Genomic DNA, 26,916 nt, shown 5'->3' on the forward strand with positions numbered 1-26,916 from the left:
GCCGGTCCCAAGGGTATGGCTGTTCGCCATTTAAAGTGGTACGTGAGCTGGGTTTAAAACGTCGTGAGACAGTTTGGTCCCTATCTGCCGTGGGCGTTGGAAATTTGAAGGGGGCTGCTCCTAGTACGAGAGGACCGGAGTGGACGAACCTCTGGTGTACCGGTTGTCACGCCAGTGGCATTGCCGGGTAGCTAAGTTCGGAAGAGATAACCGCTGAAAGCATCTAAGCGGGAAACTTGCCTTAAGATGAGATTTCCCGGAGCCTTGAGCTCCTTGAAGGGTCGTTCGAGACCAGGACGTTGATAGGCTGGGTGTGGAAGTGCAGTAATGCATTAAGCTAACCAGTACTAATTGCCCGTACGGCTTGTCCCTATAACCTTGGTAGGTTATAGACGAGTCAAGAATACAGCTGCAGTTTGTTGATACTGCTACCCCAAGAACAACAAGAACTTGCTTCTTCCGGATTGGTGAAATTTGACCATGTGGTCAAATCTCACGACAAGTCAAAGCCTGATGACCATAGCAAGTCGGTCCCACCCCTTCCCATCCCGAACAGGACCGTGAAACGACTTTGCGCCGATGATAGTGCTGCAACCAGTGTGAAAGTAGGTTATCGTCAGGCTAGTTATATGAAAAACCCCACCAGGTGATCCTGGTGGGGTTTTTTGCTTTGTGTTTTCATATCGTTGATGCACTTCCTTTGTCAAATCTGCTGACTGACAGTACAGTCATATGATTCACACATCGGCATCGGAAGATGGACTACCACCAGCTCGTTCTCCAGCGGCGCTCTCATCCCGCCTGGCGCCTTCTCGCAGCAGATCATGCACCCATGATCGCCAGTTTCTTGCACCGCAGCTTTATCGCGCCGAATATCCGTACGATTCCGCGCCAGGAACTGGCATCTCAGTTGGATGATCACCTGTTCCATCTCCACGAAGCGGAAGCTCAAGAAGTTTATCCCAAGAGCGCCGTGGCCTATCTCGACGATTGGGCTTCCGACGAGCGCGCTTGGTTGCGAAAATATTATCCGCAAGGACATGACGAAGCCCATTACGACCTGACGTCGTCCGCAGAGCAAGCTATCGAGTGGCTCGCGACGCTTGATCAGCGAGCCTTCATCGGAACCGAATCGCGTCTGATGACCGTATTTGATCTGCTTAAACAGATTGTCGGTGGTACCGAACTGAACCCCCGTACGCGTATCGAAGATCTACAGAGGCGCAAGGCCGAAATCGACGCTGAGATTGCGCAGATTCGTGAAGGGCGCCTCGCGTTGATGGAGCCGACACAGGTACGTGAACGCTTTTTGCAAATGGCAACGACCGCCCGCGAGCTGCTATCCGACTTTCGTGCGCTTGACCAGAGCTTCCGTAGCCTGGACCGGGACGTCCGTGAACAGATCGCCATCTGGGAAGGAGGCAAGGGAGAGCTGCTGCAACAGGTATTCGGCTGGCGCGACCTGATCGCTGATTCCGACGAGGGCCGCAGTTTCCGGGCCTTCTGGGATCTCCTGATGTCGCCAGCCCGCCAGGACGAACTCAGCAATTTACTGGAGCATGTCATGCAACTCGGACCGATTCGTGAACTGGAGCCGGATGGACGTCTCAGGCGCATCCACTACGACTGGCTCGAAGCGGGTGAAGTGACGCAGCGTACCGTCGCGCGCCTGTCGGAGCAGTTGCGCCGTTACCTGGACGACCAGGCCTGGCTCGAGAATCGCCGAATCATGGAATTGGTCCGCGGCGTCGAGCAGAAGGCCCTGGCCCTGCGCGGGCAAGTGCCCGAGGGCGCATTTTCCTCGATCGACGACGAGGCGCCGGCGATCAGCCTGCCCATGGAGCGTCTGCTATACACGCCGCCCTTCAAGGCCGACATCCGTAACGTCACAGTCGAAGACGCTGCGGCGGACATCGTGGCCGATGCCTTGTTCGAGCAGGTCTACGTCGACCAGGCGCGCCTCCTGACGAATATCCGGCGCGCTCTGCAGACGCGCAAGCAGGTGTCGCTTGCCTCCCTGGTGGCGGAACGCCCGATCGAACAAGGGTTGGCCGAGATCGCCACCTACCTGAAGCTGGCCACGCAAGAATTCGGCGCCGTCATCGACGACGAGCGTACTGAACGGGTATCCTGGACCGACGGCGCAGGTCACCAGCGCCAAGCTTCCTTACCCCTGGTAATTTTTACCCTACGCGAGCAGACAAGTAATGAATGAAGACGACCGTCTCGGCCCTATTTTGGTAGCCTTGTTCCAGGGCGTGCTTTACCGCGAGAATGCGGCGGCGCTGTGGCAGGGCTTGCTCGACCTGCAGGCGCGCGTACGCGACTATTGCGCCATCATCGGTCTCGAGATGGTGCTCGACGAAGCAGAAGGCTACGCCTACCTGCGCCAGCGCCCGCGCGCGCAGGAAGAAAGCGACATGCCGCGCCTGGTCCAGCGGCGTCCGCTCAGCTTTCCAGTCAGCCTGATCCTGGTCCTGCTGCGAAAAAAGCTGGCCGAGTTTGACGCGGCCGGCGGTGACACCCGGTTGGTAGTCAGCCGTGATGACATTGCCGAGCAGATGCGGCTGTTCCTGCCCGAGACCGCCAACGAAGCGCGCCTGCTCGACCGCATGGAGACCCACCTCAACAAAGTCGTCGAGCTCGGATTCCTGCGCCGCCTGCGCGGCCCGGACAACCAGTACGAAGTGCGGCGCATCCTCAAGGCCTTCGTCGATGCGCAATGGCTCGACGATTTCAGCAAGCGGCTCGATACTTATGCCAGCCATGCCGCGTCGGCGACGGGCGAGGAGAGCGTATGAACGCAGTGCCGGAATCCGATCCGTCCGCCCAGCCCTCCCCAAGCCAGCTCGACCTGGCCGACCCGGGCGATGCGATACCAGACGCAGTCGCGCATGCTCGTCTCGACGCTGCACCGGCACCGCTCATCGCGGATGGTGCGGGACGTGCGGGCTTCCGCCTGCACCGTTTCGAGGTATACAACTGGGGCACCTTCCACCAGCGCGTCTGGCGTATGCACCCCGGCGGCGACAACATGCTGCTTACCGGCGACATTGGCTCGGGCAAGTCGACCTTGGTGGACGCCCTGACGACCCTGCTGGTCCCGCACAACAAGATCTCGTACAACAAGGCGGCAGGGGCCGATGCGCGCGAACGCAGCCTGCGTACGTATGTGCTCGGCCACTATAAATCCGAACGCGGCGACACCGGCATGACCGCGCGCGCCGTGCCGCTGCGCGACCACCACAGTTATTCGGTCCTGCTTGGAGAATTCCGCAACGAAGGCTTCGAGCAGAGCGTGACGCTGGCCCAGGTATTCTGGCTGAAAGATCCCCGCGGCCAGCCCGAGCGTTTCTACGTTGTTGCCGATGCGAGTCTGGCAATTGCCGAGCATTTCGCCGGCTTCGGCACCGACATCGCGCACTTGCGCAAACGCTTGCGCGGTATTGCCGGCGTGACTCTGTTCGACAGCTTTCCACCCTACGGCGCCGAGTTTCGGCGCCGCTTCGGCATCGCGTCCGAGCAGGCGATGGATTTGTTCAACCAGACGGTCTCGATGAAGTCGGTCGGCAACCTGACCGAGTTCGTGCGGGAGCACATGCTCGAGCCGTTTCCGGTCCAGGCCCGTATCGACGCGCTGATCGCCCACTTCGACGACCTCAACCGCGCACATGAAGCGGTGCTCAAGGCGCAGGCCCAGATCGATGCACTGCTGCCCTTGACGGCAGATTGCGATCGTCACGCCGCGTTGGCGCAGAGCGTGGATGAACTACGCGCCTGCCGCGATGCGCTTCGTTCCTGGTTTGCCGGCCTGAAGGCCGCGCTGCTCGATAAACGTATCGCCCATCTCGAAGCCGATCATGAACGCTCCACAGGCAAGCTTGTCCAACTTCAAGAATTGTTGCGGGCACAGCGTCGGACGCGCGACGACCTGACCGCCGCAATTTCCGCCAACGGCGGCAACCGTATCGAGCAGATCAGGAACGAGATCGCCCGCCTCGACATCACCAGGCAGGAAAAATCTGCACGTGCAGACAAATACAGCCTGATCGCCGGCGCGGTCGGCCTGCCTGGCGCGCTCGACACGGACACCTTCGACGCAAACCGCCGCGCCGTCGCGCAAGGCCAGGCCAAGTGCATCGCGCAGCGCGACGAGCGCAGCAACCGGCTGACCGAAGCCGGTGTCACGGTACGCGAATTGCGCCGCCTGCATGGCGACCTCACCAGCGAACTCGAATCGCTGCGCCAGCGCCGCTCGAATGTCCCGCGCCAGATGCTGATGGTGCGCGATGCGCTGTGCGAGGCCTTGTCCATCCCTGCGGACAAGCTGCCGTTTGCCGGTGAACTGATTCAGGTGCGCGAAGAGGCGCAGTCCTGGGAGGGAGCGGCCGAGCGCCTCCTGCACGCATTTGGGTTGTCGCTGCTGGTGCCCGAAGCCTATTATGCCCAGGTCGCGGCCTGGACGGATCGTACCCACCTCGGTGCACGCCTGGTCTATTACCGGGTACGCCCGAGCGTGACGGCCGAGCGGCGACCGGCACATCCGCAGTCGCTGATACACAAGCTGGCCCTCCAGCCCGACTCTCCCTTTTATCCCTGGCTAGAGGCGGAGTTGGCACGGCGCTTCGACTATGCGTGCTGCGACAGCATGGACCAATTCCGCCGTGAGCAGCGGGCGATCACACCCAACGGTCAGGTGAAAGCCGGCGGCGAGCGGCACGAGAAAGACGATCGCCACCAAATCGGCGACCGGACGCGCTATGTGCTGGGTTGGACCAACGAGGCGAAGATCGCCGCGCTCGCCAAGCAAGAACGCGATCTCGCCACGCGCATCCACGCGCATGCCCAGCAGATTCGAACGCTCAAGGAAGAAGTCGAGCAATGGAACAAGCTGCACGGCTTGTGGCAGCAATTGGCGGTTTACGGCGACTTCGCGGAACTGGACTGGAAACCATTGGTGACGGAGATCGACCAGCTCGAACGCGAGCAGCGGGAGCTGGCCGCGTCGTCCGACCTGCTGCGCACGCTGCAGGAGCAACTACAGGAGCTCGACGAGGCCCTCGCCGAGACCGAGGCCCAGCACGGCGCTGCTGCCAAGGTCGAAGCGACCATGGCCGAAAAGCTGCACCAGGCACGTTTTCTACGCGAGGAATCCGGCCAGGTGGCCGCTGCCATCGACGATGTCCGCCGTGCGTCACTGGAACCGCGGCTTGAAGCCTTACGCACCGAGGCGCTGGGCGAGCATGCACTGACGGTCGAATCGGCCGACAACCGAGAGCGCGACATGCGCGAATTCTTGCAAGGGCGGATTGATGCCGAAGGCAAGAAGATCGAGCGTTTGCGCGATGCGATCATTTCGGCCATGCAGAATTATGTGGTCGCCTGGCCCCTGGATGTGCGCGAGGTCGACGTCAATATCGAGGCCGCCAGCGAATTCCGGCGCATGCTGCAAGCCTTGCAGGCAGACGATCTACCGCGCTTTGCCAGTCGCTTCAAGGAGCTGCTGAATGAAAACACGATCCGAGAGATTGCCGGCTTCCAGTCGCAACTCAAACGCGAGCGTGAAACCATCCGCGAACGGATCGACACCATCAACACGTCGCTCCATGCGATCGACTACAACCCGAACCGCTACATCGCGCTGGAGGCGGAGCCGAGCCTGGACGCCGACCTGCGCGACTTCCAGCACGACTTGCGCAGCTGTACCGAGGGCGCTCTGACGGGGGCGCCCGATGAGGAATATACTGAGACCAAATTCCTACAGGTGCGGCGCATTATCGAGCGTTTCCGGGGCCGCGAGGGTAGCGCCGAGATGGACAAGCGTTGGACCCGCAAGGTTACCGATGTGCGAAACTGGTTCGTGTTTTCGGCCTCGGAGCGTTGGCGTGAAGACGGCCGCGAACATGAGCACTATTCCGATGCGGGCGGTAAATCAGGCGGCCAGAAAGAAAAGCTCGCCTATACCGTGCTCGCAGCCAGCCTGGCCTACCAGTTTGGCCTCGAGTGGGATGTGGTTCGCTCGCGCTCGTTCCGCTTCGTTGTGATCGACGAAGCCTTCGGCCGTGGTTCCGATGAGTCGGCGCGTTATGGTCTGGAATTATTCCGGCGCATGAATTTACAACTGCTCATCGTGACCCCGCTGCAGAAAATCCACATCATCGAACCCTATGTGGCCGGCCTCGGGTTCGTGCACAGCGAAGAGGGCCGTCAATCTATGTTGCGCTACCTGAGCATCGAGGAATTCCGGGCTGAACGCGAGGCGCGCAGCGGATGAAGGTTCAGCATGCTGCCAGGTGGTCTGGCCCTGGCGATATCGTCGCCAGCGTTCGTCAACTATGGGATAGCGGCGCAATTTTGCGCGCCAGGCTCGAGAGCGTCCCCATTTTTCCGTATGAGATCCGCCTTCGGCAACCTGGTGGCGCCGACCTGGGGGACGAGTTCGATGCAGTCCGCCATTGGATTGGCGCGCTCGTCGGATCGAGCCGGACTGGGGGCGGGCAGGGCTATGAGCTGGTATGGCGCGACATTAATCACCGTCAGCTCGGACGCAACCGTATTCCAATTGCCGCTATCGTTTCCACAGAAGACGATGCATTGCGCCTCATCGGCCGGACTGCCGAGGCCAGACGTTTCGATCGACTCGCAAGGGTGACGCTGGAAGAGTTTCCCCTTTTGCGCAGCTGGCTCAGCCGACAACCGCTCAAGTTGATTGAGCATTCTGAGTCTTGGGACAAGGTTCTCGCCGTCCTGCGCTGGTTCAGCGCGCACCCGCGAGCTGGCCTCTACCTGCGCCAGCTCGATATAGAGGGTGTCGACACCAAGTTCATCGAAGCAAGAAAGGGCTTGTTCACCGACTTGCTCAATGAAATCATGCCATCTGAATCAATCCTGGCAAGCGCAAATGGCGTCCGTCAATTCGAGGCGCGGTTTGGATTGCTGACCAAGCCTGCACTTATCCGCTTTCGTGTGCTCGATCCTGTCTGCTACATCGGCGGGCTATCCGATATCACGGCACCCGTGGTCCAGTTCGCCGCACTCGACAGCAATGTGCGACGGGTCTTCATTACCGAAAACGAGGTGAATGCGCTGGCTTTTCCCGCATCGCCGTCGAGCATGGTGATCTTTGGCGGCGGATATGGGGTCGACAGGCTGGAGCAGGCCACCTGGCTAGCTGATCGTGAGGTGTTTTACTGGGGCGACATTGACACCCATGGTTTCGTGATTCTGGACCGTCTCCGGTCCCATGTGCCGCACGTCCGCTCGCTTCTCATGGATGCCAACACCCTCGATGCGCATAGATCCTTGTGGGGCAGTGAAGATCCCGCCACCCGCTTTACCGGCGAACTCAAGCGACTGCGTGAAGACGAACAGCAGTTATTCGCCGCCCTTCGCGACAACGTGTATGCGACGAATCTGCGCTTAGAGCAGGAACGGATTCGCTACTCCTGGGCGATGGAAGCGATCGCCAGCCTGACGCCGGATGTGGATAAGGACTGATAGTCTGGAAACAAAAAAGCCTCGGTAGAAAACCGAGGCTCCTGTCCGGCCAGGTTCCCGGCCGAGTTCCCAGCTGTGCGTCGCCGCGGCGCGGCGGATGGCAAGTGCTTGACTTGCTCGCATCCTTGTTGCCGCCGCCGATACTGTGCACGGCTGGGCCAACACTCGCCTCCGTATACGCTCCCCCCGATACCGGAACTTTGGGTTTGGCGGGTGCCGCCCAGTTCATCAAACTTGTGCTGCCCGTTGCAGTTCACTGCAGCCGACGTGCTTCGACCATGGCGTCCAGGTCACAGTTCGATCAGACATCAATCGCTGTGACCTCACGCATTATCCAGCTGCAAAAAACCTCATCTGTTCGACAATTCACACATGGGAAATACCGCTCAGTGCCAGCGCAGGATGACCGTGGACATGCCTGGTGCCGTCCAGGTAGGGGAGCACTGCTGAAGCCACTATGGAACACGGCGCCGTCCATGCCAAGCACGATCCGCCACGAACAGCATGATGAGTCGCGACGGCGTCACAGTGCCAAACGTACGGCGTGGAAACGACATCTCCACAAACTACCCCCTTGCCGTATTGGGTGAGAATTTGCTATAGTTCGCGTTCGCTTCGGTACAAACCGAAAACGTTAACGGAATCAAGTGGTTACGTTAGCAATATCCACAGAGAAATCTGTGACGAAGCGAACGAGGGGTTGACGAGTTAAGCGAAATACTGCATAATCTCGCTTCTCTGCTGCTGACGAACACAACGCTTCGCAAGGTGCAGCAAGGTAGTACAGAACAAGGTTCTTTAACAATCAACAGTCGATAAGTGTGGGCGTTTGATGAAGGTGCCGCTGACTTCGGTCAGTGATTACTTAAATTATCAAATGTTCACAAGAAATAAACGTAAATCTTCGCAAGAAGGTTTCGTCAGTATTTTGAGTGAGCGAAATCGATCCAGTGGATCGATTTCGAAACCGGTAGCAATACCGGTTTCGACAAACAGAGATTGAACTGAAGAGTTTGATCCTGGCTCAGATTGAACGCTGGCGGCATGCTTTACACATGCAAGTCGAACGGCAGCACGGGCTTCGGTCTGGTGGCGAGTGGCGAACGGGTGAGTAATACATCGGAACGTACCCAGAAGTGGGGGATAACGCAGCGAAAGTTGCGCTAATACCGCATACGTTCTACGGAAGAAAGTGGGGGATCGCAAGACCTCATGCTTTTGGAGCGGCCGATGTCTGATTAGCTAGTTGGTGGGGTAAAGGCCTACCAAGGCGACGATCAGTAGCTGGTCTGAGAGGACGACCAGCCACACTGGAACTGAGACACGGTCCAGACTCCTACGGGAGGCAGCAGTGGGGAATTTTGGACAATGGGCGCAAGCCTGATCCAGCAATGCCGCGTGAGTGAAGAAGGCCTTCGGGTTGTAAAGCTCTTTTGTCAGGGAAGAAACGGCTGAAGCTAATACCTTCGGCTAATGACGGTACCTGAAGAATAAGCACCGGCTAACTACGTGCCAGCAGCCGCGGTAATACGTAGGGTGCAAGCGTTAATCGGAATTACTGGGCGTAAAGCGTGCGCAGGCGGTTTTGTAAGTCTGACGTGAAAGCCCCGGGCTCAACCTGGGAATTGCGTTGGAGACTGCAAGGCTTGAATCTGGCAGAGGGGGGTAGAATTCCACGTGTAGCAGTGAAATGCGTAGAGATGTGGAGGAACACCGATGGCGAAGGCAGCCCCCTGGGTCAAGATTGACGCTCATGCACGAAAGCGTGGGGAGCAAACAGGATTAGATACCCTGGTAGTCCACGCCCTAAACGATGTCTACTAGTTGTCGGGTTTTAATTAACTTGGTAACGCAGCTAACGCGTGAAGTAGACCGCCTGGGGAGTACGGTCGCAAGATTAAAACTCAAAGGAATTGACGGGGACCCGCACAAGCGGTGGATGATGTGGATTAATTCGATGCAACGCGAAAAACCTTACCTACCCTTGACATGGAAGGAATCCTGAAGAGATTTGGGAGTGCCCGAAAGGGAACCTTCACACAGGTGCTGCATGGCTGTCGTCAGCTCGTGTCGTGAGATGTTGGGTTAAGTCCCGCAACGAGCGCAACCCTTGTCATTAGTTGCTACGCAAGAGCACTCTAATGAGACTGCCGGTGACAAACCGGAGGAAGGTGGGGATGACGTCAAGTCCTCATGGCCCTTATGGGTAGGGCTTCACACGTCATACAATGGTACATACAGAGGGCCGCCAACCCGCGAGGGGGAGCTAATCCCAGAAAGTGTATCGTAGTCCGGATCGTAGTCTGCAACTCGACTACGTGAAGTTGGAATCGCTAGTAATCGCGGATCAGCATGCCGCGGTGAATACGTTCCCGGGTCTTGTACACACCGCCCGTCACACCATGGGAGCGGGTTTTACCAGAAGTAGGTAGCTTAACCGCAAGGAGGGCGCTTACCACGGTAGGATTCGTGACTGGGGTGAAGTCGTAACAAGGTAGCCGTATCGGAAGGTGCGGCTGGATCACCTCCTTTCTAGAGTAGCACCGGAAGCGAAAGCTTCAGCATCAAACGTTCACACTTATCGGCTGTTGACTGGACTGTGCTTATTCAAGGCCCTGGTCTTCGATAAGTGTAGTTCTCGTTCTTTAACAATCTGGAAGAAGTAAAGTTTTTTTAAGCGTGTAAGCGAATCGGAAACGATGAGCGAGCACACTTAGGGTAGTAATCAAGTATCAACAAACATGCAATGAGCTGTACTCTTGATTTCTATGACGATCCCTTAACTCATGAGGGGCCAACGTTATAGGGACAAGCGAATAAGTGCACATGGTGGATGCCTTGGCGATTACAGGCGATGAAGGACGTAGTAGCTTGCGATAAGCTGCGGGGAGTGAGCAAACACACTTTGATCCGCAGATTTCCGAATGGGGAAACCCGGCCCTTTGGGTCATTGCATACTGAATACATAGGTATGCAAAGCGAACGCGGCGAACTGAAACATCTAAGTAGCTGCAGGAAAAGAAATCAACCGAGATTCCCAAAGTAGTGGCGAGCGAAATGGGAAGAGCCTGTACGTGATAGTCGATTGAATAGTGGAACAACCTGGAAATGTTGGCCATAGCGGGTGATAGCCCCGTACACGAAATTCAGACGGTGGTACTAAGCGTACGACAAGTAGGGCGGGACACGAGAAATCCTGTCTGAACATGGGGGGACCATCCTCCAAGGCTAAATACTCGTAATCGACCGATAGTGAACCAGTACCGTGAGGGAAAGGCGAAAAGAACCCCGGGAGGGGAGTGAAATAGATCCTGAAACCGTGTGCATACAAACAGTCGGAGCCTCTTTATGGGGTGACGGCGTACCTTTTGTATAATGGGTCAGCGACTTACATTCAGTGGCGAGGTTAACCGAATAGGGGAGCCGTAGAGAAATCGAGTCCGAACAGGGCGACAGTCGCTGGGTGTAGACCCGAAACCAGGTGATCTACCCATGGCCAGGATGAAGGTGCGGTAACACGCCCTGGAGGTCCGAACCCACTAATGTTGAAAAATTAGGGGATGAGCTGTGGGTAGGGGTGAAAGGCTAAACAAACCTGGAAATAGCTGGTTCTCTCCGAAAACTATTTAGGTAGTGCCTCAAGTATCACCATCGGGGGTAGAGCACTGTTATGGCTAGGGGGTCATTGCGACTTACCAAACCATTGCAAACTCCGAATACCGATGAGTGCGAGCTTGGGAGACAGACGTCGGGTGCTAACGTCCGGCGTCAAGAGGGAAACAACCCAGACCGCCAGCTAAGGTCCCAAAGATTGGCTAAGTGGAAAACGAAGTGGGAAGGCTAAAACAGTCAGGATGTTGGCTTAGAAGCAGCCACCATTTAAAGAAAGCGTAATAGCTCACTGATCGAGTCGTCCTGCGCGGAAGATGTAACGGGGCTAAGCCAGTCACCGAAGCTGCGGATATCTAGCAATAGATATGGTAGGAGAGCGTTCTGTAAGCCTGCGAAGGTGTCTTGTGAAGGATGCTGGAGGTATCAGAAGTGCGAATGCTGACATGAGTAGCGATAATGCGGGTGAAAAGCCCGCACGCCGTAAGCCCAAGGTTTCCTGTTCAACGTTCATCGGAGCAGGGTGAGTCGGCCCCTAAGGCGAGGCAGAGATGCGTAGCTGATGGGAAGCAGGTTAATATTCCTGCACCGTCGTATGATGCGATGGGGGGACGGATCGCGGAAGGTTGTCCAGCTGTTGGAATAGCTGGTTTCTGGTTCATAGAAGGCGCTTAGGCAAATCCGGGCGCAGGATTCAAGGGACTGGGACGGGCACCCATGTGGTGCGAAGCAATCGGAAGTGGTTCCAAGAAAAGCCTCTAAGCTTCAGTCATACGAGACCGTACCGCAAACCGACACAGGTGGGCGAGATGAGTATTCTAAGGCGCTTGAGAGAACTCGGGAGAAGGAACTCGGCAAATTGGTACCGTAACTTCGGGATAAGGTACGCCCCGGTAGCTTGACTGCTTTACTGCAGAAGGGTGAAAGGGTTGCAATAAACTGGTGGCTGCGACTGTTTAATAAAAACACAGCACTCTGCAAACACGAAAGTGGACGTATAGGGTGTGACGCCTGCCCGGTGCTGGAAGATTAAATGATGGGGTGCAAGCTCTTGATTGAAGTCCCAGTAAACGGCGGCCGTAACTATAACGGTCCTAAGGTAGCGAAATTCCTTGTCGGGTAAGTTCCGACCTGCACGAATGGCGTAACGATGGCCACACTGTCTCCTCCCGAGACTCAGCGAAGTTGAAATGTTTGTGATGATGCAATCTACCCGCGGCTAGACGGAAAGACCCCATGAACCTTTACTGTAGCTTTGCATTGGACTTTGAACCAATCTGTGTAGGATAGGTGGGAGGCTTTGAAGCGGGGACGCCAGTTCCCGTGGAGCCATCCTTGAAATACCACCCTGGTTTGTTTGAGGTTCTAACCTTGGTCCGTTATCCGGATCGGGGACAGTGCATGGTAGGCAGTTTGACTGGGGCGGTCTCCTCCTAAAGTGTAACGGAGGAGTTCGAAGGTACGCTAGGTACGGTCGGACATCGTGCTAATAGTGCAATGGCATAAGCGTGCTTAACTGCGAGACCGACAAGTCGAGCAGGTACGAAAGTAGGACATAGTGATCCGGTGGTTCTGTATGGAAGGGCCATCGCTCAACGGATAAAAGGTACTCTGGGGATAACAGGCTGATTCCTCCCAAGAGTTCATATCGACGGGGGAGTTTGGCACCTCGATGTCGGCTCATCACATCCTGGGGCTGTAGCCGGTCCCAAGGGTATGGCTGTTCGCCATTTAAAGTGGTACGTGAGCTGGGTTTAAAACGTCGTGAGACAGTTTGGTCCCTATCTGCCGTGGGCGTTGGAAATTTGAAGGGGGCTGCTCCTAGTACGAGAGGACCGGAGTGGACGAACCTCTGGTGTACCGGTTGTCACGCCAGTGGCATTGCCGGGTAGCTAAGTTCGGAAGAGATAACCGCTGAAAGCATCTAAGCGGGAAACTTGCCTTAAGATGAGATTTCCCGGAGCCTTGAGCTCCTTGAAGGGTCGTTCGAGACCAGGACGTTGATAGGCTGGGTGTGGAAGTGCAGTAATGCATTAAGCTAACCAGTACTAATTGCCCGTACGGCTTGTCCCTATAACCTTGGTAGGTTATAGACGAGTCAAGAATACAGCTGCAGTTTGTTGATACTGCTACCCCAAGAACAACAAGAACTTGCTTCTTCCGGATTGGTGAAATTTGACCATGTGGTCAAATCTCACGACAAGTCAAAGCCTGATGACCATAGCAAGTCGGTCCCACCCCTTCCCATCCCGAACAGGACCGTGAAACGACTTTGCGCCGATGATAGTGCTGCAACCAGTGTGAAAGTAGGTTATCGTCAGGCTAGTTATAAAGCAAAGCCCGCTCAGTTGATACTGAGCGGGCTTTTTGCGTTTCTGCGTCCTTCCTATCCTTCCCGCATGTAATGACAGGTTTCTCGTTGAGCGGCCTAGATACCTGATCAATAACAACGAGTGCTACGTTACACTTCTTGTTATCTCGACTACTCGACATGACAATGAAGCAGACGCGTCGCTATCTTCTCCGCGGCATCGGAGCCACGGCCATCCTGCTCCTGGGCGCCCTCGTCATTGCCCTGTCCAACGCGCGCGTCGAGTTGACCGAGCACGGTGCCCACCGGCGCCTGCTGGTACCGATCGGAATCGGCATGGCGGGCCTGAATACCTTTGCGGGAACCGGCGACAAAGTCCATATTCCGGGCTTCCTCGATGGTCCGATGTCCGCAAGCTGGCAGACGGCAGTTGGACGGCGACCTGGTTCTGTGAAGACCGGGTGCAGCAGATGACGGGGTCCGGCACGGATCTCGCTATCGAATGCGCGGGAAAACGCAGCGTGTTCCCCCTTACGCGCACGCCGGCAGCGGCCGATGCGGTGTTCGATACCCCGTCAGACACGCTGGTCCTGAGCGACATCGAAGGCAATGTGCGCTTTCTCGACGCTGCGCTCGCGTCATTGACCGTCACCGACGCACAGGGCAACTGGAGCTATGGCGACAAGCATCTCGTGATCGCCGGCGATGCCGTCGACCGCGGACGCGACGCATTCGCCGTCCTGTGGCGTCTCTACGCGCTCAGCCTGCAAGCGAAGGATGCAGGCGGCGCCGTCCACCTCGTCCTGGGAAACCATGAACAGTATCTGCTGCGCGGGAATACCTCGCGCGCCAACCGCGACCACCTGTACGCCTTGACGCGCATGGGTGGCCAGGCCGCTGCCTTCGGGCCGGACACGCTGATCGGACAGTGGCTGCGCCTGCAGCCCGTCATCATCAAGAGCGGGCGCACCGTGATCACCCATGGCGGCGTGAATCCGCTGGTGGCCGATGCCGGTTTCAGCATCAACAATCTGAACAGCGCGATGCGGCGTTACTGGTCGGGGGACATGCCGAGCAAGGCGGAGCTCGATGCCGTGATCGGGCCGGCAGGGCTGACCCAGTACCGCGGCTACCTGGAGGACGGCGAGGAGCGATTCGCCCTGGCGACCACAGCCCAGGTTGGCGACGTGCTCGCGCACTTCGGCGCGCAGTCGATCGTCGTCGGACACACGCTGGTCGAGCGGGTGTCCGCGCTACATGGGGGCCGGGTATGGGCGATCGACGTCAACAGCAAGACGGCGCGCGCCGAAGCGCTCCTGATCAGCAAAGGCGATCACATCGTCGTGCCGGGCGCCGCGCGGCAGCTGGAGGACGCGCAAGGGCGCCGCCTGACCAGGCCCTTCAGCCTGTTCTCGTCAGGCGACCTGGGCATGCTCAAGCAACTGGTGATGTCGAACTACGCACTGTCGCGGATTCCCCAGCCTTACTGAGGCCGGCGCCTGGTAAGAGCGACAACAGCCTGTCGAGGACCGGCGCGGTCGCGTCGGCGATGCGCTCGATGCTCTGCTCGCGTAATAGCGCGGTATCGACCGTCTGCTGCGACTGCAGGCCGGCCCAGGCCAGCAGCGCGGCGCCCGCTTCGGGATGATCGAACACGCCGTGCAGGTAAGTCCCCAGCACCTGGCCATCGCCGGAACACGCCCCTTCGTCGCGGCCGTCGATCACGAAGGCAGGCCGCGCCAATGCCGCGCCGCTGGAGACGCCCATGTGGATCTCGTATCCCCGCAGCCCGAACGGGACGCCGCCGGCCAGCCTTGCCTGGCCGCTGACCAGGGCCAGCCGCTTCTCGCGCGCCAGTTCGGTGTCGATGTCGAGCAGTCCGAGGCCTTCCGACACGCCCGGCTCCGCTTCCACCCCGTGCGGATCGGCGACCGAGCGGCCGAGCATCTGGAAGCCGCCGCAAATCCCGATGAGCTTGCCGCCGTAGCGCAGGTGCCGCGCCAGGTGCGCAGGCCAGCCCTGCGCCCGCAGCCAGGCGAGGTCACCCCGGGTGTTCTTGCTGCCCGGAAGGACGATCAGGTCGGCGGGCGGGATCGCCTCCCCGGCCCGCACGAAGCGCAGGTCGACGTCCGGATGCGCACGCAGCGCATCGAAGTCGGTATGGTTGCTCATGCGCGGCAGGCTCGGGACCACGATGCGAAAGTCTCCCTTGCCCGACTGCGCCGGCTGCACCGCGTCTTCCGCATCCAGGACCATGCCGTGCAGGTAGGGCAGGACGCCCAGCACCGGCTTGCCGGTCTGTTCCTCGAGCCAGTCGAGGCCCGGCTCGAGCAGCTCCATGTCGCCGCGGAAGCGGTTGATGACGAAGCCGACGATCCGCCCGCGCTCCGAGGCCGACAGGCAGGACAGCGTGCCGACGATGTGGGCGAACACGCCGCCGCGGTCGATGTCCGCCACCAGGATCACCGGGCAGTCGACCGCCTCGGCGAATCCCATGTTCGCGATGTCGCGGTCGCGCAGGTTGATCTCGGCCGGACTGCCCGCGCCTTCGACCACCACCGCCTCGTACTGCGACAAGAGCCGCGCATGCGATTCCAGCACCGCCGCCATGGCCACGCTCTTGTACTGGTGGTAGTCGCGCGCGTTCATCTCGGCACGCACGCGGCCATGGATGATCACCTGGGCGCCGGTGTCGCTGGAAGGCTTGAGCAGGACCGGATTCATGTCGGTATGGGCTTCGACACCCGCCGCGATCGCCTGCAGGGCCTGGGCCCGTCCGATCTCGCCGCCGTCGCTGGTGACCGCGCTGTTCAGGGCCATGTTCTGCGGCTTGAACGGCGCCACCCGCAGGCCGCGGCGCAGCAGGAGCCGGCACAGGGCCGCGACCACGGTGCTCTTGCCGGCATCCGAGGTCGTTCCCTGCACCATCAGGGTACGGAAGGGCAGGGCGCTCATCGGGTCCGGTGCTGGCGGGCCAGCTCGAGCTTCTCGCACAGGACGGCGGTACCGGCGATCATGCGCGGGCCCGCGCGGTTGAGCAGATTGCCGTCGACCGTGAACAGGTTGCCCTTGCGGGTGGCCAGCAGGGTCGCATACGGCTTCCACAGGTTCACGCCGCCGTAGTTCTTCTCGGCGGTGCCGAACACAGCCTCGGGGTCGGCCTGCAGCACGCTCTCGATCGACACGATCGGCGCGGTCACCGTCAGCTTGTCGAAGATGTTCTCGCCGCCGCACAGGCGCAGCGCGTCGGTGATGATGTGGCGGCCGCTGAGCGTATACAGCGGCTTGTCCCACACCTGGTAGAAAGTGCGCACGGGCGGGCGTCCGGCATAGCGGCCGCGCAGCTCGGCCAGTTGCCGGCGCAGCTCCTCCGCGGCCGGTTCCGCCACCGCCTGGGTGCCCATCAGCTGGCCGAGGCGGGCGACGTTGTCCGGAATGCCGTCCAGTTTCTGCGGATCGCTCAGGAATACCGGCACGCCCAGCTTGCGCACCATCTCGATCTGCCGCTCGGCGTTGTTGTGCATCCAGGCGACGATCAGGTCGGGCTTCATGCTGATCACGCGTTCGAGGTCGATCTCTCGGTTCGAGCCGATGCGCGGGATGCTCCTGGCGGCCTCGGGATAGTCGCTGTAGTTGACCGCGCCCACGATGCGGCTGCCCCCGCCGGCCGCGAACAGCGTTTCCGTCACGTGCGGCGCCATCGAGATCACCCGCATCGCCGGCTTGTCGAGCGTGACCGCATTGCCCGCGTCGTCATGCACCGTCACCGCGCCCGCCGCCGGCGCAAGCAGTGCCGCAGCCAGAACCATCATCCGTCTCATTCATTGCTCCATGCTTGAAGTGCCTCATCGAGGCGCTGCCATCCCGCTTCGTCCGCCGGCAGGCCGATCCGGATGCCGCGTCCGGCCTCGCGGAACAGGCGGCACCAGATGCCGCGTTCCGCCATATGCGTGTGAAAGGCCTCTGGCTGCGCCTCGGCCCACCAGTGGAACAGCGGCGTGCCTCCCGCCCGGATGCCATGCGTCGCCAAGAGGCTACGCATGCGCCGGCCGGACTCCTGCAACTGCGCGAAGGTCCGTCGCTGCCAGTCGAGGTCGCGCAGCGCCCGTCCGGCCACCGCCTGCGCCGGACCGCTGACGGCCCATGGTCCCAGCAGGTCCTCGAGCGCGCGCAGCGTGGCGGCGTCGGCGCCGACGAAGCCCAGCCGCAGCCCGGCCAGGCCAAAGAACTTGCCGACCGAGCGCAGCACGACCAGTCCCGCCTCGCCCGCATGGGCGGCGACGCTGAGCGCCGGATCGGTGTCGCCAAACGCCTCGTCGACCACCAGCCAGCCGCCGCGTCTACCCAGGCGCTCGGCCCAGTCCAGCAGGCGTTCGGCCCCGATGGTCTCGCCGGTGGGATTGTTTGGATTGACGACCACCACGACCTCGCTGCCGTCGATCGCACGGTCCAGATCCGCATACGAGGCAAGCCGCAGCGTGTGCCCCTGCTGCAGCCAGGCATGCGCGTGTTCGGCATACGAGGGACTCGATACCGTGACACGCGAGCGTGCGCGCAGCCGGGGAAGCGCCTGGATCGCGGCCTGGGTACCGGCGACCGGCAACAGGGCAGGCGCGCCGTAATAGGCGCAGGCCGCGGCAGCCAGCACCGGATCCGGCTCGGGCAGGCGATGCCAGGCATCGGCAGGCAGGCTGGGCACGGGATAGCCGTGCGGGTTGATGCCGGTCGACAGGTCGATCCAATCCTCGCGCCCGTACAGGCGCGCAGCCTCGCGCAGCTTGCCGCCGTGTTCAAGCATGCTGCCTCCATGCCAGGACAATGAGCGCTGCCGCGCCGGCCAGGCCGAGCCAGAGCAGGGTGGTGTGCAGCACCAGGCGCCAGGCGCGCACGATGTCGCTTGCGGTGGCGTTCGGGCCCGCGCCGAGCGGCGGGCGCTGCTCCGGCTGTCCATCGTAGACGGCAGCGCCGCCGAGCGAGACGCCGAGCGCGCCGGCGCCGCTCGCCATCACCGGTCCGGCGTTCGGGCTGCTCCAGGCGGGCGCCTGGGTGCGCCAGCATTGCCAAGCGCGTGCGCGGCCGGCGCCGGCCAGCACGACGTAAGACAGCGCGGTCAGCCGCGCCGGCACATAATTCAGCGCGTCGTCGATGCGCGCGGCCGCACGCCCGAACAGGTTGAAGCGCGCGTTCCGGTAGCCCCACATGGCATCGAGCGTGTTCGCCAGCCGGAACAGGACGGCGCCGGCGCCGCCCGCGACCAGGAACCAGAACAGGGTGCCGAACACTGCATCGTTGCCGTTCTCGAGCAGCGACTCGGCGCCGGCCTTCGCCAGGTCTGCTTCGCTCGCCTGGTGCGTGTCGCGGCTGACGATCCAGGACGTGCGAGCGCGCGCGGTCTCCAGGTCACCCGCGCGCAGCGCGTCCACGATCGGCATCGTGTGCTCGCGCAGGCTGCGCAGCCCGATGCAGGCATACAGGAGAAGGGCGTGCAGCCACAGCCCGGCATGCGCCGCTGCCAGCCAGGCCAGCAAAGACAAGGGCAGCACGGCCAGCAGCCAGGCCAGCAGCCCGCGCACGAAAGGCTGCGCGCCGCGGTTCAGGCGGCGTTCGATCGCCTGCGCCAACCGGCCGAAGCCGACCAGCGGGTGCCAGCGCCGCGGCTCGCCCAGCAGCAAGTCGAGCAGGACGCCCGCTGCCAGCAGGCCGGCCAGCTGCGGCAGCGACAGGCCGCTCAGCATGCGGCGCCTTTCAATACCAGCGGCAGCCCGGCCGCCACGAACACCGCACGATCGGCCTGGGCGGCCACCGCCTGGTTCAGCCAGCCCGCCTCATCGACGAAGCAGCGCGACACCGCGCCCCGGGGCACGATGCCCATGCCGACTTCATTGGAGACGAACACGATGTCTCCTTTGGCGCCGGCTTCGAGCGCATCCAGCAGCGCTGCGCGCTCCTGGTGGAAGCGCGCCGGCAGGGCCACTTCGCCCACTTCGGGCCACGCGCGGCCATCGCAGAACATCAGGTTGCTGAGCCACAGCGTCAGGCAGTCGACCAGCACCAGGCGTCCCGGCCTGCAATGCTCCCTCAGCACGGCCGCCAGCCCCAGCTCTTCTTCGACCGTGTGCCAGTGGGCAGGGCGGCGGGTGCGGTGGTGGGCAATGCGCGCCGCCATTTCGGCGTCGCCGGCGCGCGAGGTGGCCACGTAGACGACTTCCTTGCCGGATGCATGGGCCAGGCGCTCGGCGTAGGCGCTCTTGCCGGAGCGTGCGCCACCGAGCACCAGGGTGGTGCTCATGGCTTCCCCCCGCCGAGCAGCGCGGCCACGGCGGGCGGGTTGGACGGGAAGTAGGCGTGGAAGTAGGAGGCGGTGAGCGAACCGATGCGGTACACGGCTTCGCCCTGTGCGCCGTTGCCGGTCTTGACGGTATGCGCCTGTACTGGCGCCGCGGTCTCCAGGCGCGAATAGTGGAAGCTGTGGCCCCGCACCGGTCCCTGGTCGGTCGGCATGGCATGTGCGCCGAGGCCGGCCAGGCGCGGCTGCATGTGCACTTCGCCCGGCAGCAGCCCCACCATGGGCCAGCGCTGTCCCTCCTGGTCGGTGAGGCCGTCGGCGAGCACCATCATGCCGCCGCATTCGGCCAGGATCGGCACGCCACGTGCATGGGTCGCGCGGATCGACGATTGCCAGTTGGCGGCCTGCGCCAGCTCCGCGCAGTGCAGCTCCGGGTAGCCGCCCGGCAGGAAGACGGCGTCGGCGTCACCGGGCACCGCTTCATTCCTAAGGGGCGAGAAGTAGCGCAGGCGGGCTCCCATCTTTTCCAGCAGGTCCAGGTTGGCGGGGTAGAGAAAGCAGAAGGCCGGGTCGCGGGCGATGGCGACGACCCATCCGTCCAGCAGGCGCTCGACCTGCTGCCACTCGGGTGCGGACTGCGCCATGAGAGGCAGGGCGTTCCAGGCATCCTCGTTGAAGTGCAGGCCGTCCGCCAGCTTGTCGAGCAGGGCGTCCAGCCCCTCGACTTCGCCGGGCAGGACCAGGCCCAGGTGGCGCTCCGGCAGCGGCGTGTCCTGGCGCGCCAGCCAGCCGAGCAGCGGAATGTCGCGCAGCGACGAGGCCACCATGTTCGCATGGCCTTCGCTGGCGATGCGGTTGGCCACCACGCCGGCCAGCTGCACGGGACCGTAGTCGCGCAGGCCGCGCGCCACCGCGCCCGCGGTCTGGGCCATGGCCGAGGCATCGATCACCGCCAGCACCGGCACGTTGAATTCGCGCGCCAGGTCGGCCGCCGAGGGCGAACCGTCGTACAGGCCCATGACGCCCTCGATCAGGATCGCATCGGCTTCGCGCGCCGCGTCGTGCAGGCGGCGCCGGCATTCCTCGACGCCGACCATCCACAAGTCGAGCGTATGGACCGGCGCGCCCGATGCGCGTTCGAGCAGCATCGGGTCGATGAAATCCGGTCCGCACTTGAACACCCGCACGCGCAGGCCCTGGCGCAGCAGCTTGCGCGCCAGCGCGGCGGTGACGCTGGTCTTGCCCTGGCCCGACGACATGGCCGCGACCAGCACGGCGCGCGCGCCCGTATCCCGGTCCATCACCACTCCGTCCCGGCCTGGGCCGCGATGCCCGCCTTGAAGGCGTGCTTGACCACGTTCATCTCGGTGACCGTGTCGGCCACCGCCACCAGCTCGGGCGGGGCCGCGCGGCCGGTCACCACCACGTGCTGCATAACCGGACGATCGAGCAGGTCGGCAATGACCGTGTGCACGTCAAGGTATTTATATTTGAGCGCGATGTTCAGTTCGTCCAGCACCACCATGCCGTAGCTTGGGTCCTGGAGGAAGCGCCTGGCCTGCTCCCAGGCTTGGCCGGCCTTGGCGATGTCGCGTTCGCGGTCCTGGGTCTCCCAGGTATAGCCTTCGCCCATCGCATGGAAGCTGACTTCATCGGGGAAGCGGCGCAGGAATTTTTCCTCGCCGGTCGACATGGCGCCCTTGATGAACTGGACCACGCCGACCTTCATGCCGTGGCCGAGCGCGCGCGTCACCATGCCGAAGGCGCTCGAGCTCTTGCCCTTGCCGTTGCCGGTATTGACGACCACGATGCCGATTTCCTTGTCGGCCGCCGCGATTTTTGCGTCGATGACGGCCTTCTTGCGTTCCATGCGCTGGCGGTGGCGCTCGTTCAATGCAGCGGTCTCTTCTTGGGTCATCTCGTTCATACGCTAGCCTCATGGGGGAGAAAGATGCGGCGGCCGCCGTGCTCGATCATGTCGATCGGGTGGCCGAGGTAGTCGCCCAGCAGTGCCGGCTGCATGGTGTCGTCGACCGGGCCGGCTTGCCAGCGGCCGTCGCCCATCAACAGCAGCGCGTGGGTGGAAATGCGGTAGGCGAGGTTCAGGTCGTGGCCAATCATGACCACGGTCTTGCCCTGTTCGCGGCACAGGCCGGCCAGCAGCGCCATGCTGCTGACCTGGTGCGCCAGGTCGAGCGCATTGGCCGGTTCGTCGAGCAGCAGCAGCGGGGTGTCCTGGGCCAGCAGCGCGGCGATGGCGACCCGCTGGCGCTCGCCGCCGGACAGGGTGCGCACGTCGCGCGCGGCCAGGTCCGCGACTTCCATTGCCTCCAGGGTGTTCATGGCGGCCTGGTGGTCGTCGCTGCCTTCCCAGTAGCGCTCGGCGTGGTAGGGGTGGCGTGCCGACAGCACGGTTTCGATCACGCTGTACGAGAACGCGTCGTGGCGCGACTGCGCCAGGAAAGCGCGCTCGCGCGCCAGCGCTTCCGGCGCCCAGGCGTCGAGCGCGCGGCCGCCGACGAACACCGCGCCGGCGTCCGGACGGTGCAGGCCGGCCAGGGTGCGCAGCAGGGTGCTCTTGCCGGCGCCGTTGCGGCCGATGATGCTCCAGCATTCGCCGGGACGGGCGGCCCAGTCGAGCTGGCGCACCAGCAGGCGGCTGCCGGCCTTGAGGTCGAGGCGTTCGGTCCGGATCATTTCACCTCCGCAGGCGGTGCAGTTGGTAGAGGAACACCGGCGCGCCGATGATCGCGGTGATCGCGCCGACCGGCAGCTGCTGCGGCGCGATGACGGTGCGCGCCAGCGTGTCGCACAGCACCAGGAAGCTGCCGCCCGCCAGCACTGCCGCCGGGATCAGGACCCGGTGGTCCGGGCCGAAGGCGAAACGGCAGGCGTGCGGGACGATCAGCCCGACGAAGCCGACCGAGCCGGCGCTGGTGACCGCGCTGGCGGTCAGCACGCCGGACACGAGGAACAGGCCCTTGCGCAAGCTGCCGACGCGGATGCCGAGCGTGGCCGCGGCTTCCGCATGCAGCGCGACCACGTTCATGGCGCGTGCGCTGCGCAGGGCGTACAGCAGGGCCGCGCCGAGCACCACCCACGGCGCCAGGCGCAGCGGTGCGCCGGCCAGGTCGCCGATCATCCAGAAAATCATGCTGCGCAGCCGGCCTTCCGGCGCGATCGACAGCATCAGGGTGACCAGGGCCATGCAGGCCGAGGACAGGATCACGCCGGTGAGCAGCAGCATCGAGGTGCCGGCTTCCAGCGCCAGTCCGCTGCGCAGGTCGCGCCGGGCCAGCAGGTAGAGCAGCATCGACACCGCTACCGCTCCCCCCAGCGCCGCCATGTCGACCACGATGGCGCTGGCCATCAGGAGCAGGGCCAGCAGGGCGCCCACCGAGGCGCCCGCCGAAATGCCGAGCACATAAGGGTCGGCCAGCGGATTGCGCAGCAGCGCCTGCATCATCACCCCGGCCAGGGCCAGCGCGCCGCCGGTCACGAAGGCGGTCAGCGCCCGGCTGGCGCGCAGCTCGAGCAGCGAGGTCGCCAGCGAACTGTCGCCGCGCGCCAGCTGGCGCAGGGCGTCCGGCATCTCGGCCAGCGGCACGGCGATCGAGCCCGTCATGCCGGCGAACAGCAGGCTGGCGACGGCGCACAGCAGCAGGGCGCCGATGACGAGCATGGCGCGCCGGCGCTGCGCTTGAGCGGGGTGATGCATGGGTCTCCTTCCCGATGGCGTCCTGGTCAGCGAATGCCGTAGCGCAGGCCGGCGAACCAGGTGCGTCCGCTGGTGCCGTAGTAGCGCGCCAGCTCGTACTGCTTGTCCGCGACGTTGTCGAGGCGCAGCAGCAGCGACACGTCGGGCGTCACTTGCCAGCTAGTGTACAGGTTGAGCAGGCCGTAGCCGCCGAGGCGGTTGCGGTTGGCGGCATCGTCGAAGCGCTCGCCGGAGAGCTGCAGCTCGGCGCCGGCCTTGAGCACGCCCCAGCTGCTGTCGGCGCTGAAGCTGGCATGCTTCTTCGAGCGGCGCGCCAGTTGCTTGCCGGTGGTGAGGTCCTTCGGATCCTGCCAGTCCAGGCTGCCGCGCAGGTTGATGCCGCTGACGCGCGTCCGGGCCGCCACCGTCACGCCTTCGAGCTGGGCCCGGTTGACGTTGTAGGCGCAGCTGCCGGCGCGGCCAGGGCAGGGCGTGGCGGAGACAATCATGTCGGTCAGGCGATTGCGGAAGTACGTGGCGTCGAACTGCACGCTGCCGGCGTCATAGCGCAGGCCGGCTTCCCGGTTGCGGCCCTGTTCCGGACGGTTGGTCGGCAGGCCGTAGTTCGGGTAGTACAGTTCGTTGAAGGTCGGCGCGCGGAAGCTGGTGCCGACGCTGGCGGTGGCGCGCAGGCCTGAGCCGAAGTCATAGCCATAGCCGGCGGCTCCGGTGTTCTTGCTGCCATACACCGACGAACGGTCGTGGCGGGCGCTGACATCGAACAGGTGGGCGCCGCGCCTGGCCGAGTAGACGGCCGCGTAGGCATTGGTGGTGCGCGAGCGCGACAGGTCCGCGGTGGCGCTCGATTCCACTTCCTCCTTGCGGTGGCTGTAGAGCAGCTGCAGGGTATCGGAGCCGAGCGCGATGCTGTTCTGCCAGGTCAGCTCGTCCTGCCGGGTGTCGATCTGGCTGGCGCCGGATGGGGCGCTGCTGGTGAAGCTGCCCAATTTGTCGTCCGAGCGCGCGTATTGCAGGGTGCTGCGCCAGGCGGCGCTGAACTGGCCCGTGGCATAGACCGCCGCCGTGTTCAGGTCCTGCTCGTTATGGACGTCGTAGGCGCCGCTGCCGCTGTCGTACTGCGCGCGCAGGTCGCTGTGCAGGAACTGGGCGCCGACGTCGAATGTCGGGGTCAGCGCGTAGGACAGCTGGCCGTTGGCGTTGCGGCGGCGGTAGCCGTCGTCGTCCGGGTTGAAGCCGAAGGCGCCCGGGCGCGTGGCCGAGAAGCCGTCCGACTCTTCCTGGCCGGCGCCGAAGGCATAGCGCAGGCCATTGGCCGCGCCGTGCACGCCGGCGTCGAGCTGGCGCGTCGCATTGCTGCCGGCGCCGACCGAGCCGCTGACGACCGGTCCGCCCTCTCCCTTGCGGGTGAAGATCTGGATCACGCCGCCAATGGCGTCCGCGCCGTACAAGGTGCTGAGCGGGCCGTAGACGATCTCGATGCGTTCGATGGCGCCGAGCGGCACCGCGTTCCAGGCGGCGACGCCGCTGGTGGACGAACCGATGCGCACGCCGTCCAGCAGGACTACGACGCCGTTGCTGTTGGCGCCGCGCAGGAACACGCTGGTCGCGGCGCCGGCGCTGCCGTTGCGGGTGATCTCGATGCCGCGCTGGCGCCGCAGCACGTCGGCCACCGAGCCGGCGCCAGAACGCGCGATCTCGTCGGCGTGGATCACGGTGGTATCGGCGATCACGTCGACCGCGCGCTGCGGCATGCGGTTGGCGGTGACGACGACCGAATCGAAGGTGTGGGCGACAACGGGCGACGCGAGGGCGAATGCAAGCGACAGCGCGGCCGCAAGCCGTGTTACAGGAAAGTTCATGAATAGCTCAATCAATAGACAACCAGCCGACGTCCCCGTAGGCCAGATTGATCAGAAGCGCGCGCGTGGCACGCTCCCACCTTTTGGCCGGTATCCGGGCTGGCAAGTGTGGCCGTCCGACCTTCCCATGCGTTCGCACAGTGGTCATGGAAGACGGTTTGCCGCGTAGCCCGAGGATCGAGCGCGGCACTTGCTTACCGTTGCGGGGGCAGCACACGTTGGCCTTGTTGAAGGGCTTCGTGTTTCCCGTTTAACTGCGGTCGTGAGCACGACCGCGAGCACCAAAACGCCGCCATTATACGCAGGGTCGCGCGGCGTTGTCAGTCTTTCAGCACGATGACTTCGCCGTAGCCGATGCGGTGGGAGTTGGAAGCGGCACGCAATGCGGCCTGTTCGATGGCGCCGCCGGCGTGCAGGGCGGACAGCAGGCGGATCGTGCCGGCGTGGCAGACGACGAGGGCGGGATGCCGCAGTTCCTGGCGAAATGCGGCGACGCGGCGGGCCGCCTCGAGCACGTTCTCGCCGCCGCCGGGACGGTAGTGCAGCAGGTCGGCGGCCCAGGCATCGACCTCGGCGCGCGGGATGGCGTTCCATGCGCGCATCTCCCAGGCGCCGAAATCCATCTCGGCCAGGCGCGCATCGAGCGTGACGGGAACATCGAGTGCGGCGGCAAGCCTCGCGCAACGCAGGAGCGGACTGGCATGGACGGGCAGGTCCCCCGGCAGGCCGGCCGCGCGCAAGCCGGCGGCGACCCGCTCAATTGCTTCGATAGATGTCGAAACGTCGGACCTGCCGTAGCAGATACCGGGCGCGACGTCCGGCTGCGGATGGCGGACCAGGATCAGCCCCATCGCTTATGCGAGGGCACCGTGGCCAAGCGTAGCCAGCACGGCGAGGTAGATGGCGACTTCGGCCAGCTGCTGCACGGCGCCGAGGCAGTCGCCGGTATAGCCGCCGATGCGGCGCGCGAACTTGCGGGCCAGCCACCAGGTCGCCGCGATGCTGGCCACGAGCGCGGCAAGCAGGGCGCGCAGGTCGAGCGCATCGGTCATCAACAGGATGGCGGCGGCGAGGGCGACGGTTGCGGCGGCGATCGTGAACTCGGCCGTCGTCATGCGCTCGGCCAGCGGCTTGGCCTTGCCTTCGGCGCGCGCATATTCCATGCGCCAGATGAGCGAGGTGGCCGCAAGACGCGACAGTGGATGGGCGAGCAGCAGGGCGCCGATGGCGCTGCTTGGCGGCAGCATCGCCAATGCGCTGCACTTCGCCCCGAGCATGCACACGACGCCGATGGCGCCGTAGGCGCCAACCCGCGGGTCCTTCATGATCTCGAGCACGCGTTCGCGCGTCATGCCGCCGCCGAGTCCATCGCAGGTGTCGGCGAAACCGTCTTCGTGGAAGGCGCCGGTGGCATAGATGGTGGCCGCGGTCGAGAGGACCGCGGCCACCGGGGCGGGAAGGACCAGCGCCGCCGCCGCGTATACGCCGGCGGCGATCGCGCCCACCACGAGGCCGACCAGCGGGAAGTAGCGCGACGCATGATGCAGCCACTCCTGCTCGAAGCCGACCCAGCGCGGGATCGGCAGGCGCGTGAAGAACTGGACCGCGATGAAGAACAGGCGCAGCTGCCGCATGG

18 protein-coding genes, 5 rRNA genes and 1 riboswitch (1 of these 24 cut by a window edge) are annotated in these 26,916 nt (G+C 63.0%); of the genes, 11 read left to right on the forward strand and 12 right to left on the reverse strand.

Annotated features, from left to right (window positions below; genetic code table 11):
- The 11 genes from MasN3_RS04885 to MasN3_RS04935 all read left to right on the forward strand — a co-directional run.
- Positions 1-372: ribosomal RNA gene (locus MasN3_RS04885) — 23S ribosomal RNA — on the forward strand; it begins 2,503 nt to the left of the window's first position.
- Positions 373-509: 137 nt separating this feature from the next.
- Positions 510-622, forward strand: a 5S ribosomal RNA gene (gene rrf, locus MasN3_RS04890).
- A gap of 135 nt (positions 623-757) precedes the next feature.
- Entirely contained in the window at positions 758-2,215 is a 1,458-nt protein-coding gene (locus tag MasN3_RS04895; protein ID WP_281912763.1) for a DUF3375 domain-containing protein, read from the forward strand.
- Positions 2,208-2,801 carry a DUF4194 domain-containing protein gene (locus MasN3_RS04900; RefSeq protein WP_281912764.1) on the forward strand — a complete coding sequence of 198 codons (594 nt, stop codon included), beginning with the start codon at positions 2,208-2,210 and terminating at the stop codon, positions 2,799-2,801. The genes MasN3_RS04895 and MasN3_RS04900 overlap by 8 nt, the downstream gene beginning before the upstream one ends.
- Positions 2,798-6,274 (forward strand): ATP-binding protein, encoded by a 3,477-nt coding sequence (locus MasN3_RS04905; RefSeq protein ID WP_281912765.1) that lies wholly within the window; start codon positions 2,798-2,800, stop codon positions 6,272-6,274. The genes MasN3_RS04900 and MasN3_RS04905 overlap by 4 nt, the downstream gene beginning before the upstream one ends.
- Positions 6,271-7,497 (forward strand): DUF3322 domain-containing protein, encoded by a 1,227-nt coding sequence (locus MasN3_RS04910; protein ID WP_281912766.1) that lies wholly within the window; start codon positions 6,271-6,273, stop codon positions 7,495-7,497. Before MasN3_RS04905 ends, MasN3_RS04910 begins: the two co-directional genes overlap by 4 nt.
- A gap of 1,001 nt (positions 7,498-8,498) precedes the next feature.
- Positions 8,499-10,029 (forward strand): 16S ribosomal RNA (locus tag MasN3_RS04915).
- 274 nt (positions 10,030-10,303) lie between these two features.
- A 23S ribosomal RNA gene (locus MasN3_RS04920) occupies positions 10,304-13,179 on the forward strand.
- 137 nt (positions 13,180-13,316) lie between these two features.
- A 5S ribosomal RNA gene (rrf, locus tag MasN3_RS04925) occupies positions 13,317-13,429 on the forward strand.
- The 16S, 23S and 5S rRNA genes sit together here, the layout of an rRNA operon.
- Before the next feature lie 174 nt (positions 13,430-13,603).
- Positions 13,604-13,891 carry a hypothetical protein gene (locus MasN3_RS04930; protein ID WP_281912767.1) on the forward strand — a complete coding sequence of 96 codons (288 nt, stop codon included), beginning with the start codon at positions 13,604-13,606 and terminating at the stop codon, positions 13,889-13,891.
- 47 nt (positions 13,892-13,938) lie between these two features.
- The gene (locus MasN3_RS04935; RefSeq protein WP_281912769.1) at positions 13,939-14,907 is read left to right on the forward strand and encodes a metallophosphoesterase; all 969 of its coding nucleotides are present in this window, start codon (positions 13,939-13,941) and stop codon (positions 14,905-14,907) included.
- On the opposite strand, the gene MasN3_RS04940 is transcribed toward MasN3_RS04935, so the two are convergent.
- The 12 genes from MasN3_RS04940 to MasN3_RS04995 form a co-directional block, all read right to left on the reverse strand.
- The gene (locus MasN3_RS04940) at positions 14,852-16,372 is read right to left on the reverse strand and encodes a cobyric acid synthase (protein WP_281912770.1); all 1,521 of its coding nucleotides are present in this window, start codon (positions 16,370-16,372) and stop codon (positions 14,852-14,854) included. The genes MasN3_RS04935 and MasN3_RS04940 overlap by 56 nt on opposite strands.
- Positions 16,369-17,238 carry a cobalamin-binding protein gene (locus MasN3_RS04945; protein ID WP_281912771.1) on the reverse strand — a complete coding sequence of 290 codons (870 nt, stop codon included), beginning with the start codon at positions 17,236-17,238 and terminating at the stop codon, positions 16,369-16,371. The genes MasN3_RS04940 and MasN3_RS04945 overlap by 4 nt, the downstream gene beginning before the upstream one ends.
- Positions 17,235-18,215, reverse strand: coding sequence for a threonine-phosphate decarboxylase CobD (gene cobD, locus MasN3_RS04950; protein ID WP_281912772.1), 981 nt, complete (start codon positions 18,213-18,215; stop codon positions 17,235-17,237). Before cobD ends, MasN3_RS04945 begins: the two co-directional genes overlap by 4 nt.
- A complete protein-coding gene (cbiB, locus tag MasN3_RS04955) occupies positions 18,208-19,152 on the reverse strand; it encodes an adenosylcobinamide-phosphate synthase CbiB (protein ID WP_281912774.1) in 945 nt (314 codons plus the stop codon). The genes cobD and cbiB overlap by 8 nt, the downstream gene beginning before the upstream one ends.
- Positions 19,146-19,706: a bifunctional adenosylcobinamide kinase/adenosylcobinamide-phosphate guanylyltransferase gene (gene cobU, locus MasN3_RS04960; protein WP_281912775.1), complete on the reverse strand. Its 561-nt coding sequence runs from the start codon at positions 19,704-19,706 to the stop codon at positions 19,146-19,148. The genes cbiB and cobU overlap by 7 nt, the downstream gene beginning before the upstream one ends.
- Complete coding sequence (locus tag MasN3_RS04965) at positions 19,703-21,004, reverse strand: cobyrinate a,c-diamide synthase (RefSeq protein ID WP_281912776.1); 1,302 nt, start codon at positions 21,002-21,004, stop codon at positions 19,703-19,705. Before MasN3_RS04965 ends, cobU begins: the two co-directional genes overlap by 4 nt.
- Entirely contained in the window at positions 21,004-21,630 is a 627-nt protein-coding gene (gene cobO / locus MasN3_RS04970) for a cob(I)yrinic acid a,c-diamide adenosyltransferase (protein WP_281912777.1), read from the reverse strand. Before cobO ends, MasN3_RS04965 begins: the two co-directional genes overlap by 1 nt.
- Complete coding sequence (locus tag MasN3_RS04975) at positions 21,627-22,400, reverse strand: ABC transporter ATP-binding protein (RefSeq protein WP_281912778.1); 774 nt, start codon at positions 22,398-22,400, stop codon at positions 21,627-21,629. Before MasN3_RS04975 ends, cobO begins: the two co-directional genes overlap by 4 nt.
- 1 nt (position 22,401) lies before the next feature.
- The gene (locus MasN3_RS04980; protein WP_281912779.1) at positions 22,402-23,421 is read right to left on the reverse strand and encodes a FecCD family ABC transporter permease; all 1,020 of its coding nucleotides are present in this window, start codon (positions 23,419-23,421) and stop codon (positions 22,402-22,404) included.
- Positions 23,422-23,447: 26 nt separating this feature from the next.
- Positions 23,448-25,280, reverse strand: a complete 1,833-nt coding sequence (locus MasN3_RS04985) for a TonB-dependent receptor domain-containing protein (RefSeq protein ID WP_281912780.1) — start codon at positions 25,278-25,280, stop codon at positions 23,448-23,450.
- Between the two features lie 68 nt (positions 25,281-25,348).
- Positions 25,349-25,581: riboswitch (cobalamin riboswitch) on the reverse strand.
- A 19-nt stretch (positions 25,582-25,600) separates the two neighbouring features.
- Positions 25,601-26,131 (reverse strand): histidine phosphatase family protein, encoded by a 531-nt coding sequence (locus MasN3_RS04990; RefSeq protein ID WP_281912781.1) that lies wholly within the window; start codon positions 26,129-26,131, stop codon positions 25,601-25,603.
- 3 nt (positions 26,132-26,134) lie between these two features.
- Positions 26,135-26,914: an adenosylcobinamide-GDP ribazoletransferase gene (locus tag MasN3_RS04995; RefSeq protein WP_281912782.1), complete on the reverse strand. Its 780-nt coding sequence runs from the start codon at positions 26,912-26,914 to the stop codon at positions 26,135-26,137.
- Positions 26,915-26,916: the final 2 nt, after the last annotated feature.

This window comes from Massilia varians, from assembly GCF_027923905.1.
GTDB classification, from domain to species: Bacteria; Pseudomonadota; Gammaproteobacteria; order Burkholderiales; family Burkholderiaceae_D; genus Telluria; species Telluria varians_B.

Coding starts and splice junctions, on each gene's coding strand:
- MasN3_RS04980 (WP_281912779.1), bottom strand. CDS start 23,421: ATGCATCACCCCGCTCAAGCGCAGCGCCGGCGCGCCATGCTCGTCATC.
- MasN3_RS04940 (WP_281912770.1), bottom strand. CDS start 16,372: ATGAGCGCCCTGCCCTTCCGTACCCTGATGGTGCAGGGAACGACCTCG.
- cobD (WP_281912772.1), bottom strand. CDS start 18,215: ATGCTTGAACACGGCGGCAAGCTGCGCGAGGCTGCGCGCCTGTACGGG.
- cbiB (WP_281912774.1), bottom strand. CDS start 19,152: ATGCTGAGCGGCCTGTCGCTGCCGCAGCTGGCCGGCCTGCTGGCAGCG.
- MasN3_RS04900 (WP_281912764.1), top strand. CDS start 2,208: ATGAATGAAGACGACCGTCTCGGCCCTATTTTGGTAGCCTTGTTCCAG.
- MasN3_RS04905 (WP_281912765.1), top strand. CDS start 2,798: ATGAACGCAGTGCCGGAATCCGATCCGTCCGCCCAGCCCTCCCCAAGC.
- MasN3_RS04895 (WP_281912763.1), top strand. CDS start 758: ATGGACTACCACCAGCTCGTTCTCCAGCGGCGCTCTCATCCCGCCTGG.
- MasN3_RS04975 (WP_281912778.1), bottom strand. CDS start 22,400: ATGATCCGGACCGAACGCCTCGACCTCAAGGCCGGCAGCCGCCTGCTG.
- MasN3_RS04965 (WP_281912776.1), bottom strand. CDS start 21,004: ATGGACCGGGATACGGGCGCGCGCGCCGTGCTGGTCGCGGCCATGTCG.
- MasN3_RS04930 (WP_281912767.1), top strand. CDS start 13,604: ATGAAGCAGACGCGTCGCTATCTTCTCCGCGGCATCGGAGCCACGGCC.
- MasN3_RS04990 (WP_281912781.1), bottom strand. CDS start 26,131: ATGGGGCTGATCCTGGTCCGCCATCCGCAGCCGGACGTCGCGCCCGGT.
- MasN3_RS04910 (WP_281912766.1), top strand. CDS start 6,271: ATGAAGGTTCAGCATGCTGCCAGGTGGTCTGGCCCTGGCGATATCGTC.
- cobO (WP_281912777.1), bottom strand. CDS start 21,630: ATGAACGAGATGACCCAAGAAGAGACCGCTGCATTGAACGAGCGCCAC.
- MasN3_RS04945 (WP_281912771.1), bottom strand. CDS start 17,238: ATGAGACGGATGATGGTTCTGGCTGCGGCACTGCTTGCGCCGGCGGCG.
- cobU (WP_281912775.1), bottom strand. CDS start 19,706: ATGAGCACCACCCTGGTGCTCGGTGGCGCACGCTCCGGCAAGAGCGCC.
- MasN3_RS04995 (WP_281912782.1), bottom strand. CDS start 26,914: ATGCGGCAGCTGCGCCTGTTCTTCATCGCGGTCCAGTTCTTCACGCGC.
- MasN3_RS04985 (WP_281912780.1), bottom strand. CDS start 25,280: ATGAACTTTCCTGTAACACGGCTTGCGGCCGCGCTGTCGCTTGCATTC.